General features: G+C 65.3%; 14 protein-coding genes. 12 read left to right on the forward strand and 2 right to left on the reverse strand.

Annotated elements, in window-relative coordinates; translation table 11 throughout:
- Positions 1–103: 103 nt before the first annotated feature.
- Entirely contained in the window at positions 104–1435 is a 1332-nt protein-coding gene (locus DV706_RS06080; protein WP_006065998.1) for an NUDIX domain-containing protein, read from the reverse strand.
- 215 nt (positions 1436–1650) lie between these two features.
- On the opposite strand from DV706_RS06080, the gene DV706_RS06085 reads away from it, so the two are divergent.
- From DV706_RS06085 to DV706_RS06125, 9 genes are all read left to right on the forward strand, one after another.
- On the forward strand, positions 1651–2337 hold the full coding sequence (locus DV706_RS06085) for a cupredoxin domain-containing protein (protein WP_006065997.1): 687 nt from the start codon (positions 1651–1653) through the stop codon (positions 2335–2337).
- Between the two features lie 92 nt (positions 2338–2429).
- Positions 2430–2933: a metallophosphoesterase family protein gene (locus tag DV706_RS06090; RefSeq protein ID WP_006065996.1), complete on the forward strand. Its 504-nt coding sequence runs from the start codon at positions 2430–2432 to the stop codon at positions 2931–2933.
- Between the two features lie 56 nt (positions 2934–2989).
- Complete coding sequence (locus tag DV706_RS06095; protein WP_006065995.1) at positions 2990–3547, forward strand: ribbon-helix-helix protein, CopG family; 558 nt, start codon at positions 2990–2992, stop codon at positions 3545–3547.
- A 141-nt stretch (positions 3548–3688) separates the two neighbouring features.
- On the forward strand, positions 3689–4894 hold the full coding sequence (locus DV706_RS06100; protein ID WP_006065994.1) for an Nramp family divalent metal transporter: 1206 nt from the start codon (positions 3689–3691) through the stop codon (positions 4892–4894).
- Between the two features lie 4 nt (positions 4895–4898).
- The gene (locus tag DV706_RS06105; RefSeq protein ID WP_006065993.1) at positions 4899–6977 is read left to right on the forward strand and encodes a hydantoinase/oxoprolinase family protein; all 2079 of its coding nucleotides are present in this window, start codon (positions 4899–4901) and stop codon (positions 6975–6977) included.
- Positions 6977–8629: a hydantoinase B/oxoprolinase family protein gene (locus tag DV706_RS06110; protein ID WP_006065992.1), complete on the forward strand. Its 1653-nt coding sequence runs from the start codon at positions 6977–6979 to the stop codon at positions 8627–8629. Before DV706_RS06105 ends, DV706_RS06110 begins: the two co-directional genes overlap by 1 nt.
- A gap of 5 nt (positions 8630–8634) precedes the next feature.
- The gene (locus DV706_RS06115) at positions 8635–9369 is read left to right on the forward strand and encodes a maleate cis-trans isomerase family protein (protein WP_006065991.1); all 735 of its coding nucleotides are present in this window, start codon (positions 8635–8637) and stop codon (positions 9367–9369) included.
- An 82-nt stretch (positions 9370–9451) separates the two neighbouring features.
- Positions 9452–10222, forward strand: a complete 771-nt coding sequence (locus DV706_RS06120; protein ID WP_006065990.1) for a coenzyme F420-0:L-glutamate ligase — start codon at positions 9452–9454, stop codon at positions 10220–10222.
- A 20-nt stretch (positions 10223–10242) separates the two neighbouring features.
- Positions 10243–11262, forward strand: coding sequence for a 5,10-methylenetetrahydromethanopterin reductase (locus DV706_RS06125; protein WP_006065989.1), 1020 nt, complete (start codon positions 10243–10245; stop codon positions 11260–11262).
- A gap of 20 nt (positions 11263–11282) precedes the next feature.
- Here the strand turns inward: DV706_RS06125 and DV706_RS06130 are convergent, their stop codons facing one another.
- Positions 11283–11483: a hypothetical protein gene (locus tag DV706_RS06130; RefSeq protein WP_006065988.1), complete on the reverse strand. Its 201-nt coding sequence runs from the start codon at positions 11481–11483 to the stop codon at positions 11283–11285.
- Between the two features lie 180 nt (positions 11484–11663).
- Here DV706_RS06130 and DV706_RS06135 point away from each other — a divergent pair, with 180 nt between their 5' ends.
- The 3 genes from DV706_RS06135 (at position 11664) to DV706_RS06145 (ending at position 13323) form a co-directional block, all read left to right on the forward strand.
- On the forward strand, positions 11664–11912 hold the full coding sequence (locus tag DV706_RS06135) for a DUF7573 domain-containing protein (protein ID WP_394295351.1): 249 nt from the start codon (positions 11664–11666) through the stop codon (positions 11910–11912).
- Positions 11913–12005: 93 nt separating this feature from the next.
- A complete protein-coding gene (locus DV706_RS06140) occupies positions 12006–12200 on the forward strand; it encodes a cold-shock protein (protein WP_006065986.1) in 195 nt (64 codons plus the stop codon).
- A gap of 148 nt (positions 12201–12348) precedes the next feature.
- A complete protein-coding gene (locus DV706_RS06145) occupies positions 12349–13323 on the forward strand; it encodes an AAA family ATPase (protein WP_006065985.1) in 975 nt (324 codons plus the stop codon).

Raw genomic sequence — 13323 nt, forward strand, 5'->3', positions numbered from 1 at the left:
CTCGGGAAAAAGCCTCGTCACAAGGGGCTCGGAGGGGGTAACAGTTCGTCACGGCCGCCAGTCGACTGTACTCGCTCGAAGGGTTTCGGTCTGTCGCTTCTGGCTACCGGTCGGTCCACCCCTCGAACGCCCGCAACTCGGCGACGACGTCGTCGATTTCAGTGGGCTCGAGCACGCCACGTTCGGTCACAAAGCCGTCGATGCAGTCGGCTGGCGTCACGTCGAACGTCGGGTTCAGAACGTCGAGGTCGGCGTCCCCGTCGTACACCGCCGATCGGTCGCCGGACTCGAGGTTGACGGCCTCGCGCGTCGAGATTTTATCGGTGGCGGCGACGACCGACACCGGGATTCCCTCGCGAGCGGCGGCGAGCGCCAGTGTGCGTGTGCCGGTCTTGTTCACCACCGAGCCGTCGGGGCGGATCGTATCCGCGCCGACGACGACCCGATCGACGGCTTCACTCGAGAGCACGTGGGCCGCGGCCGCGTCGGTGTGGACCGTCACGGGACAGTCGAGGTCGTCGGCTGCGGCCACGTCCTCGGCGACGTCGATCCCCTCCCGTGCGGGTCGGGATTCGGCGACGAACACGCGCGATGGATCGCCGCCTCGAATCGCCTCGAGGACGGTATCCGACCGCGACAGGGTCGCGACGGCACCGTCGATGTGCTCGCTCGCGGTCGCCGCGGCGTCGTCATCGGCTGCAAGCGCGCGCTCGAGTCCTGCGAGGGTCGCATCGAGAATGGCCGGCGCACCGGTGGCGTCCGGATCGGCGTCGACTGCCCTGGACATCGCCCGGTTGACCCGGTTGCGAAGGACGGCCATCGAGGGTCGAGTCTCGAGCAGTCGGCCGGCGAGTTCGGCGAGTTCGTCCCACTCGCCGTCGGGATCGGTGCCGAACTCGGCTCGCTCGGCCGTCGCGACCGCCGCCCGATCGCGAAGCACCTCGAGCGCGCGACTCGACAAATATGCCGCGCCGTGCTCGCCGTCGGCCGTGATCGAACGGACCGTCGGAGCCACACGCTCGTACGCCGTCCACAGCTCCGGCACCGGCTCGCGGTCGTCGTCGGGATCGAGGATCACCGTCGGCGAGGCCCACTCGAAGGCGTCGTGTTCTGCGCTCAGGTCGATATCGCGCGTCTCGCAGTCGAACAGATACGGATGGACGACCCACTCGCGCTCGAGGGTGGCGTCCTCGAATCGGACAGGCTGTCCGCTCCGGGTGAGCGAGACGTCGTCGCCGGCCTCGAGGCCGGTTTCCTCGCGGATCTCGGTGCGAACCTGTGTGTCTGGATCGCCTGCTGCGAAGCCGGAGACGCCGCCCCACTGGCCGGTATAAGTGCCGACAGCGTCGCTGCGGCGGAGCATCAGTATCTCACCACGGTTGCGGAGGAATGCGGTTACGACGTGTGTCTGCTCGTCACCACTCGAGTCGTACATACGCAACCCAACGGGTCCCGGTGGGGTGGACGTTTCGGAGTACTCGAGACGTTCCTACCGGTACAGCTCATAAAAGAGGCGAACATGTTCAAGGTGTATGAATAGATAGATACTCATTAAATTGTTCGGCAATAAGAACTATTAGCTCTGCTCATAACCACTGTTTATGTCAGCAATAGTACTTATTTGAGGTGCTATTGGAGGAATATACATCAATGACGAAGAATACAAATAAGTCTGATAGCAGTGGATCGAATCGGCGAACGTTTCTGGCTGCAACGGCAGTCGGCAGTACTCTTCTAGCTGGCTGTCTGAGCAGTGACGACGGTGGGGACGACGGTGGCGACAACAACGACGAGCCGACAGCCGAACTCCACGAACGGTACGGCTATCCGACGACGGAAGGCGAAGAGCCGCCAGTCGAGCCGGACCACGAGGTTGATCTGCTGATGGACCAGCCTGAGCAGGGGCCACCTGTATTTTATTTCGAACCAGTCGGACTCGCGGTCGAGTCAGGTGACGTCGTCCAGTTCAACTTCAATTCACCCGACCACGCGGTCACGACGTTCCACGAAGCGTTCGGCCGGAGCCACCGTGCGCCGGAAGGCGCCGAGGCGCTGTCCTCGCCGATGATGGCCGTCGGCACGAACTGGCTGGCCGAGTTCGAGGCGGAAGGCATCTGGGACCTGTACTGTCCACCCCACGAGTCGATGGGGATGGGAATGCGAATCGTCGTCGATGAGACGACGGGTCCGGCGACGGAACCCGCAGGCGAGATGGAGTACGTGCCCGGCGAGTCGCTGCCGCCCGAAGAACAACTCGCAAAGACGTACGACAACGAGGCCCTCGAGCCCGAAACCATCCTTGAGGAAGGGAGCGTCGCCTGGGACGACCTCGAGTAACGTCCGCTCCGCGTAACTAATCGAGCATGTGCGAGCGGTGACCGAGCCACACGCCCGGTCAATTTTCGAAGATAGACGTCGTCGGTTCCAGTATGTCACGAGTTGCCATCGTGTCCGATACGCACATTCCGTCGCGAGCCAGTCGCGTTCCGGACTGGATCGTCGACGAGATCGAGCGAGCCGACCACACGATTCACGCGGGCGATTTCGACTCGAGACGAGCCTACGACCGGATCGCCGACCTCGCTGGCGGCGAGTTGACGGCAGTGCGTGGAAATACGGATCCCGCAACGCTGCCCGTTCCGACGACGGCGACTGTCGAACTCGGTGGCGTGACGTTCGTCGTCACCCACGGGACCGGCTCGTCTGCCGGCTGGCACCAGCGAATCGTCGCCACTGTTCGTGAGGCGGCCGAGCCGGACACCGACCCGGTCGCTGTCGCCGGACACACCCACGAGGTGGTCGAAACGACCGTCGACGGCGTGTGCGTGCTCAATCCCGGCAGCGCGACGGCTGCCAGTCCAGCCGATCGCGAGACGATGCTCGTCGCAACCGTCGACGGCGGGTCGCTCGAGGTCGACCAGCGAACGATGTAGCGCACAGCCGTCAGGAGTGCGTGAATTTATACGTTCCTTGCGTCCTACTTACACCCATGACACAGCGCGTCACTGTATCGCTCGACGATGACTCGAGTGCGGCACTCGAGCGGCTGCTCGCCGAGACGGGAAACGGCCAGAGTGAAATCGTTCGGCAAGCGCTTGCCTTCTACGCGGCGAACTTCGAGGCCGCGAGCGGACGGCCAAGCGACAACTTAGAACAGTACTATCAGATGCTCACGTCGGGCGAGCACGTCCTCCTTGACGTCGACTTCTTACACGCTTTTCTCGAGCACTGCCACGCGGGCGGCGACCCCGATCCGGCGTTCGTCGAGGCGGCCGACCGCGTCTCAGACTATCACGCCCGCGAGTACGCGGCCCGGTTCGAGGAAGTCGGCGAACTGCTCGAGTGGCTCTCCTTTTGTGGCTTTCTCGAGGTTCGCTGTGAGGGAGATGGCGTCTACCATATCGTCTTTCCGTCGGAGGCAATCCGCTGGTTTATGACGCGGTTCATCGAGCGGAGCACGGTCGATCTGCCGACGGAGATTACGATCGAACAGGGCGTTTCGAAAGTGATTATCGCTGAGGATGAATACGACGAACGAACGCGCTGAGCGCTTTCTGTCGAGCGTTCATACTACTTCATACATTTTCACACAACATGTGTGTCGATTCAGCCGACAGTGAGTGTGGTATGTACACCGCTTAACAACCCTTTTGTCTCTCTCAGAAAGGGGTTCATGTGGACACATATCATGGGAGTTATTGACCGACTCAAGGCGATCGGACCGGGCGCGCTCGTTGCAGCAGCGTTCGTCGGTCCGGGAACGGTAACGACGGCAAGCGTGATCGGCGCAGAGTACGCGTACCTGCTCGTGTGGACGATCGCGTTTTCGATTCTGGCGACGATCGTGCTCCAGGAGATGAGTGCGCGACTCGGACTGGTCTCGAAGGAAGGACTCGGCGAAGCGTTCCGAGATGAGTTCTCGAACCCGCTGGCGAAGGGCATAACCGTCGCGCTCGTCGTGAGCGCAATCGGGATCGGGACGGCGGCGTTCCAGACGGGGAACATCGTCGGCGGTGCAGCCGGCCTGTCGACGATCACCGGCATTAGCGAGAACATCTGGGGACCAGTGATCGGGTTGGTTGCCGCCAGCCTGCTGTGGACGGCCAACTACAAGCTGATCGAGCGGGTTTTCATCGGCCTCGTGATCGTCATGGGGCTTGCGTTCGTGATCAACGCTGCTGTCGTCCGACCGGATCTGGGCGCGCTCGGCGGCGGGCTCGTGCCGACGGTTCCCGAGGGCTCGGCGTACCTGATCGCCGGCCTCATCGGAACGACCGTCGTCGGCTACAACCTGTTCTTGCACGCGAGTACCGTCCAAGAGCGCTGGGATGGCGCGAGTGACCTCGCGGAATGTCGGACGGACACGGTCGCGATGATCGCCATCGGCGGCCTCATCACGACCTCGATCGTCGTCACGGCAGCCGCGGTGTTCCCCGAGGGGACCCAGATCGCTGACGTCGGCGCGATGGCCGACCAACTCGAGCCCGTCTTCGGCGGCTACGCGCTCACGTTCTTCGCGATCGGTCTCTTTGCGGCCGGCTTTACCAGCGCGATGAGCGCTCCGCTTGCGGGGGCCTACGCCACCGCAGGCGCACTCGGCTGGGAACGCGACCTGAAATCGACGCGCTTCCGTGCGATCTGGATGACGATCCTCGGTACCGGGATCGTCTTCTCGGCGCTGGATTACAACCCCGTCGAGGTGATCGTCTTCGCACAGGTCGCAAACGGACTCCTCTTGCCGATTCTGGCCGTCTTCCTCATCTACGCGATGAACAACGACGACCTGCTGGGCGAACACACCAACACGACGCTCCAGAACGTCCTCGGTGGTATCGTGACGCTGGTCGTCATCGGTATCGGTATTCGAACGCTCTACGACGTTTTGATTCTCTAAGTACATGGCAGATTCAGAGACACACGACACGGCGACGGACGTATCGAACGACAGCACCGCAACCACCAGCGACGAGGCCACGCGAATCGGCGTCGACGTTGGCGGGACGTTCACCGACGTCGCGCTCTCGGTCGACGACCGACTCGTCACCGCGAAGGTGCCCTCGACCGATCCCCAGCATCTGGGCGTCCTCGAGGGCCTGTACAAAGCCTGTGAGCGAGCGGACATCGATCCCAGCGAGATCGACGAGTTCGCCCACGCGATGACCGTCTCGGTCAACGCCCTGCTCGAGCGCGGCGGCGCGAAGACCGCCCTCGTGACGACCGAGGGGTTCCGCGACGTACTCGAGATCGGTCGCCAGGATCGGCCGGATCTCTACGACCTCGAGGCCGAGAAACCCGAACCCGTCGTCCCACGGGAACGGCGCTTCGAGATCGACGAGCGGACGACGCCAGCGGGCGTCGAAACGCCGGTCGACCCCGAAGACGTCCGCGACCTCGCGGCGACGCTGCGCGACCGCGACGTCGAGGCGGTCGCGATCTGTCTATTGCATGCCTACGCCGACCCCGAGAACGAACAGCTCGTCGCGGAGACGCTGCGCGAGGAACTCGAGGTCCCCGTTTCGGCCTCGAACGAGGTGCTCGCGGAGTTCCGTGAGTTCGAGCGCACGTCGACGACGGCCGTCGACGCCTACGTCCGGCCCGCGATCGACACCTACGTCGGCCGGCTGGTCGAGGAAGCCGAAGATGCCGGGGTGCCGGCACCGCAGATCATGCAGGCAAACGGTGGGATCGCCGACCCCGAGACAGTGCGCGAACACGCCGTCACGACGACGATGTCCGGCCCCGCCGCGGGCGTCGTGGGCGCTGCAGCGACCGTTGACGACGACGACACCGAAGGGCTCGTCACCTTCGACATGGGCGGCACCTCGAGCGACGTGAGCCTCGTTCGGGACGGACAGGCAGCCCGGACTACCGACGCCGAGATTGCCGGCCTCCCGATCCGAACGCCGATGGTCGACGTCAACACCGTCGGCGCGGGCGGGGGCTCGATCGCGTGGGTCGACGCTGGCGGCGCGCTTCGCGTCGGCCCGCAGTCGTCGGGTGCCGACCCCGGCCCGGCCTGCTACGGCCGCGGCGGAACCGACCCAACTGTCACGGACGCCAACGTCGTCCTGGGCTACATCGGCCCCGAGACGGCACTCGGCGGCGAGATGACCCTCGATGTCGAGGCAGCCCACGACGCCCTCGAGCGACTGGCCGACGAGGCCGGCCTCGAGAGCGCACTCGAGGCGGCCCGCGGCGTCTACCGCGTGGCCAACGCGACGATGACTCGGACGATCCGATCGGTGACGGTCGAACGCGGCCACGACCCCCGCGAGTTCGCACTCGTCGCCTTCGGCGGCGCGGGTCCGATGCACGCGACGGCGCTCGCCGACTCACTCGAGGTCAATCGCGTCGTCGTCCCACGACCGGGTGGAGTGCTCTCGGCGTTCGGGCTGCTCGCAGCCGATGAAAGCTATGACGCCGTGCGAACGGTCGGCGTTGGACTCGACGGCGCAGAAACGACCCGACTGGAGGACGTCTACGACGACCTCGTCGAGGACGTGCTCGCGGACGCCTCCGACCGCGAGGCGGCACGCGTCGAACGCGCGGCCGACTGTCGGTATGCGGGCCAGAGCTTCGAGCTGACCGTCCCCGTCGACGAGTCGGTCGACCCTGAGGCGGTCGCAACGCGGTTCCACGAGGCCCACGAGCAGGCCTACGGCTACGCGATGGCGGAATCGATCGAGATCGTCAACCTCCGGGCGACGGCAACCGTTCCCGGCACTGACCCCGTCGTTCGCCACGACGGCGCGGGCGACGCGCTCGTCGGCACCCGGGAGGCGCACTTCCCCGGGATCGGCACCGAGCCGCGAAAGGCGACCGTCTACGCGCGCGACCGCCTCGAGGCTGGCGCAACGATTTCCGGGCCAGCGGTTCTCGAACAGGCCGAAAGTACGACCGTCGTCCCGCCGACCTGGGCGGGCGAGATCGAAGCGGATGGAACCCTCGTGCTGACTCGAGAGGGGGTGGACAACTGATGACGACGAACCAACTGCAGCCGACCGCCGACAGTATCGATCCCGTGACCCTCGAGGTCCTGCGCAACCAACTCGAGAGCGTCGCCGAGGAGATGGGCCAGACCCTGATCCGCGGTGCGTACTCGCCGAACATCAAGGAACGCCGTGACTGCTCGACGGCGCTGTTCGACGCCGAGGGGCGGATGATCGCCCAGGCCGAACACATCCCGGTCCACCTCGGCGCGATGCCCGCATCCGTCGACGCCGTCCGCGAGTACGACCCCAAGCCGGGCGACGTCTTCGTGCTCAACGACCCGTTCAGGGGTGGGACACACCTTCCCGACGTGACGATGGTCTCGCCGCTTGCGCCGCCCAACGGCGACGGCGAGGGCGAAATCGTCGGCTACGCGGTCTCTCGAGCCCACCACGCCGACGTCGGTGGGATGACGCCAGGGAGCATGCCCGCTGGTGCACGGGAGATCTATCAGGAGGGGCTTCGACTCCCACCAACGCGGCTCGTCGACGGCGGCGAACCCCGCGAAGACGTCCGTGCGCTGATCCTCGCGAACGTCCGCAACGCCACCGAGCGCCGCGCCGACCTTCGCGCCCAGCTCGCGGCCAACGAACGCGCTGAGGATCGACTCGCCGCGCTGTTCAACGAACACGGCCGTGAGACCGTCCTCGCCGGCTTCGACGCCGTCATCGACTACTCCCACGAGCGGATCGCCGACGAGATCGACGCCCTGCCCGACGGCAGCTATCAGGCGAGCGATGTCCTCGAGGGCGACGGCATCACCGACGACGATATCGAAATCTGCGTTACCGTGACCATCGACGGCGAGTCGATCGACGTCGACTTCTCGGGGACCGACGACCAACTCGAGGGGAATCTGAACGCGCCGCTGGCGGTCGCCAAGAGCGCGACCTACTTCGTCGTTCGCTGTGTGACCGACCCGGAAATTCCGCCGAACCACGGCTGTTACGGGCCGGTAAGTGTCCACGCACCCGAAGGCTCACTGCTGAATCCGGAGGTCCCCGCGGCGGTCGTCGGCGGCAACGTCGAGACCAGCCAGCGAGTCACGGACGTCGTCTTCACCGCACTCGCCGAAGCCACGCCCGAGCGTGTCCCCGCCCAGAGTCAGGGGACGATGAACAACCTGACCATCGGCGGCCGGGATAGTTCCTTTACGTACTACGAGACGATCGCCGGCGGCTTCGGCGCGCGCGCCGACCGCGACGGGATGGACGGCGTGCAGGTCGGGATGACGAACACGCTCAACACGCCCATCGAGTCACTCGAGACCGAGTACCCGCTTCGCATCGATCGCTACGCGTTCCGGGCCGACAGCGGCGGTCGTGGCAAGTTCCGCGGCGGCCTCGGCCTCGAGCGAACGGTCACCGTCGAGACGGATGCGACGGTCTCGCTGCTGACCGAACGCCGTCGCCACGCGCCACGGGGTGTCGCCGGCGGCGAGAACGGTGCCACCGGGGAGAATCTGATCGACGGCGAGCCTGTCGCGGCGAAGACCACTGTCGACGTCGACGCCGGGACCACGGTGACGGTGCGAACGCCCGGCGGCGGCGGCCACGGCGACCCCGACGAGCGCGACCCCGACGCGCTCGAGGCCGACCGCGCTGCCGGCAAGCGAACCGAGTCCGACGAGGAGGCGTGACCACGATGGACCCCGACGCCGACGCGAGCGGCCGACTGGGGCTGGTTGTCCCCTCCTCGAACACGACGGCTGAACCGGAGTTTCGCCACGCCTTGCCCGACGACATCACCGTCCACGGCGCGCGCATGGCACTCGAGTCCGTGACCGTCGACGCGCTCGACGCGATGAGCGACGACGCGGCGCGGGCAGCCGAGTTGCTGGGTCACGCCGACGTCGACGCGGTCGCCTACGCCTGTACCACCGGCAGCCTACTCCACGGGCCGGGGTTCGACGCCGAACTCGAGACCCGACTGCAGGAGGCGGCCGGCGTGCCGGCGGTCGCGACGGCTCGGTCGGTCGTCCGCGCCCTCGAGGCACTCGACGCCGACCGGATCGCGGTGCTGACGCCGTACACCGCTGATCTCGACGCGAAAGAACGCGCGTTCCTCGAGGCCGCCGGGTTCGAAGTGGCGACGATCGAGGGTCGTGGAATCGAGGCGAACACCGAGATCGGCGCGTTGACACCAGCGGACGCGACCCGACAGGTGGAAACGAGCCTCGGAGATGCGGCCATCGGCGACGACGTCGACGCCGTCTTCGTCTCCTGTACGAACTACCGCTCGCTCGCCGCCGTTTCGGGCCTCGAGGCGACACTCGAGGTGCCGGTAATCACGAGCAACGGGGCGACGCTGTGGGATGTCTGTGGGGTCGCCGGCGTCGACTGCGACGGGCCGGGTGTGCTGTTCAACCGCGAACCGTAAGCTCGGCGAACGCCGTCCCGAAACAGTGACTCCATTCTCCGGTGACGGTGCGCTTTTGACGCCGGTGTCCTACCCATCGAGTATGGAACTCACCCCAGTGACGGATCTGCCCGAGATCCGTCCCGGCGACGACATCGCAGCCCTCGTCGCGGATCGGGCCGATCTCGAGGCCGGTGACGTCCTCACGGTCGCGAGCACGATCGTCTCGAAGGCTGAGGGGCGAATGGCGGATCTCGAGGACTACCCTGTCAGCGGCCGTGCCGAGGAGATTGCCGACCGACTCGAGGAGCTCACCGGCGAGGAGAAAGACCCGCGGTTCGCACAGGCCGTCTTGGAGGAGAGCACGGAGTTGCTGATCGACGCCCCCTTCCTGCTGACCGAGACCCGGTTCGGGCATATCAGCGTCAACGCGGGCATCGATCGCTCGAACGTGCCGAATCACGACATCTTGCTCCTGCCGAAGAAGCCGACCGAGAGCGCCGAGCGGATTCGGTCGGGGCTCGCGGCCCGCAGAATCGAGGACGTCGCCGTGATCGTCACCGACACCTGCGGCCGTCCGTTCCGTCACGGCCAACGTGGCGTTGCACTCGGCTGGGCGGGGATGCCCGCGAGCCGGGACTGGCGTGGCGAACTCGACCGCGACGGCCACGAACTCGGCGTCACCGTCCAGTCCGTGGTCGACGAACTCGCATCGGCGGCGAACCTCGTCACTGGGGAGGGTGCCGGCGGGACGCCCGCGGTCGTCGTCCGCGACTGGGCGTTCGGCGACCACGCGGGCAGCGACGAACTGTTCCGATCGGTCGAAGACGACCTCGTTCGACAGGCGCTACGGGAGTGGAGTATCGACGACTGAGCACGATTTTGACTGTACTTATGACAGACAACACGACGACCGACGAGCCGACCTGGGGTATCGAACTGACGCCGGAGCATCCGCCGGAGCGCATCGCCGAGCTGGCGGCACTGGCCGAAAACGAGGGCTACGACGTCGCCTTCACGAGCAGCCACTACTTCAACCGCGACCCGTTCGTGACGCTCTCGCGAATGGTCGAGGCCACCGACGAGATCAGACTCGGACCGGGCATCGTCAACCCCTACGAGACCCACCCCGTCCGACTGGCCGCCCAGACGGCGACGATCGACGAGCTCAGCGACGGCCGCGCCGTTTTCGGCGTCGGTGCTGGCGACCGCTCTTCGCTTGCCAACCTCGGCATCGAGCGCGACAGCCCGCTGCGGCGCGTCCTCGAGACGTTCGACGTCGCTCGTGACCTCTGGGCGGGCGAGACCGTCACCCACGAGGGGACGTTCACCGCTCGCGACGCCTCGCTCAACCTCGAGTCCTGTGAGATTCCGACCTACGTCGGCGCACAGGGCCCACACATGCTCCGGATGAGCGCGAAACACGCCGACGGCGTTCTGATCAACGCCGCGCATCCGAAAGACCTCGAGTGGTCGGCCGGCCAACTCGAGCAGGGACTTGCGGACCGACCCGACGAGTATGGCGAGTTCGAGGCGCTCGCGTTCGCAAGCGTCAGCGTCGCTGCAGACGAAACTGAGGCGCGCGAGGCCGCCCGTCCACCCGTGGCGTTCATCGTTGGCGGCGCAGCCGACCCCGTGTTGGCACGCCACGATATCGACCGCGAGGCCGCCAGCGACGTCAGTGCAGCCTTAGAACGGGGCGACCTGACCGACGCCTTCGGGCACGTCACCGATGACATGATCGACGCCTTCTGTATCGCCGGCACGACCGAGACCGTCGCCGACCGGTTCGAGGCGGCACTCGAGCACGTCGACGGGATCGTCGTCGGCTCGCCACTGGGGCCGGATCTCGAGGACGCTGTCGTCCGCGCGAGCGAAGCGCTGGAACAGGCGACAGCGCGCACAGAGAAATAACACTCCGCTGGAAAGTCGAGTTAACTCGAGCTCGAGGAAAAGAGGCTACCGATCGCACCGAGAGTCAGCAGGCCGAAGACGCCGAGCGTGAAGGCGACTAGAATCGTGCCGATCAGGACGAGCAGCGGCGCAAGCCCCTCACCCATCGCGACATCGGCGAAATACTCGTTCATCTCGATGATGTTATCCACGATCACGTTCATTGGTGTGACGGTATCCATGTGCGGGGGTTGTCACCGATGCTACTTGGCGATGCCGGTCCAGCGTCGTCGCGAGATGGAACCGAGGGAACTGACCGGGCACTGATCGCATAGTTTGTCGTGCGAGCGGGCATGTGGTCGATGACGACGGTCGCTACAGCGACCAACACAGCCCACGCGGTCGGAGCGACTATACGCTCGATGCTCGTAGATGCCACCGTGACCGACGACGCGACACTCTCGGAATTCGGTTCACCCACGGAGTCCGACGATCCCGTCGAACAGGCATCAGCCTCGAGTGGGGACGACGCGGATGCTCCGGACGGAGCCGACAGCGGGCTCTCGACGTACGCGTGGGGAACGTATCGTTGTCAGCAGTGTGACGCCGAAACGGAGCGCGTCTGGCGTGCAGACGGACAGCTCGTCTGTCCAACCTGCAAGCGCTGGTAAGTACGTTTCAACGATCCAAACGGGAACTCGCGCTTGCCCATCGACAAATACCCCCGAAGGTTTATATCTCAGTCAGGGGTTTGTACACATGCAATGGCGAAAGGTACGGTCGACTTCTTCAACGACACTGGCGGCTATGGCTTCATCGAAACTGACGACGCAGACGACGACGTGTTCTTCCACATGGAAGACGTCGGCGGTCCTGACCTCGAGGAGGGGCAGGAAGTCGAGTTCGACATCGAGCAGGCCGACAAGGGCCCGCGTGCGACGAACGTCACACGCCTATAAAACGGTCCAGTCGTAGTGGTATCGTTCTCTGACTGCTACTCGAACAGCGACGGGTACGTGGTTCGACACAAAACATATGTTCGGAAGTCGCTTTTGACGTACGCATGAGAGGTTCGATCGGGTCCTCGCGTCGATATGTGTTCGAGCCATGACCGATGCCAATCCGCCGCCCGAAAGCGAGAGCAGGCCACCAACTGAGACAGTTACCGTCTCACAGGTTGCCGATCTCTGTGCCGAAATCGAAACCAACGTCGCCGACGTCATCGTCGGCCACGACGACGCGATCGAACACGTCGTCACCGCCATGCTCGCCCGGGGCCACGTCCTGCTCGAGGACGTTCCCGGCGTCGGCAAGACGATGCTCGCCCGGTCGATTGCGACGTCCGTCGACTGCCCGTTCAGTCGCGTCCAGTTCACCCCCGATCTCCTTCCGGCCGACGTCACCGGGGTGAACGTCTTTAATCAGAAGACACGAGAGTTCGAGTTCCAGTCCGGGCCCATCTTCGCCAACGTCGTGCTGGGTGACGAGATCAACCGCGCACCGCCGAAAACGCAGTCGGCGCTGCTCGAGGCCATGGAAGAACAACAGGTGACTGTCGACGGAGACACCCGTGAGCTGCCCGATCCGTTTACCGTCATCGCGACCCAGAACACCACTGAACCCAACCGAACCTACGACCTCCCGTTTGCCGAACTCGACCGCTTTATGAAGAAACTCGAGCTCGGCTACCCCAATCCCGAGGAGGAAGCCGAGTTGCTTGGTCGGACAGTCGGTCACCACCCCATCGACTCACTCGAGCCGGTAACCGACCGCGAGACGCTCGTGGCCGCTCGCGAGACCGTTGCTAACGTGCGAGTCGAGACGCCGGTTCGGGAGTACGCCACCCGACTGGTCGGCGACACCCGCGAACACGCCCACATCGGCGTCAGTCCCCGAGGGACGATCGCACTCCTACGTGCAGCCCAGGCTCGAGCCGTCGTCAACGGCCGCGAGTACGTCCTCCCCGACGACGTCCAGACCGAAGCCCCCGTTGTCCTTCCACATCGCATCAAGACGGCCGGCCGCGACCGCGACGGAGCCACACTCGTCGAAGACGCACTCGAGCGCGTCCCCGTGGAGTAA

The sequence above is a fragment of the Natronorubrum bangense genome (assembly GCF_004799645.1).
Lineage (GTDB): Archaea > Halobacteriota > Halobacteria > Halobacteriales > Natrialbaceae > Natronorubrum > Natronorubrum bangense.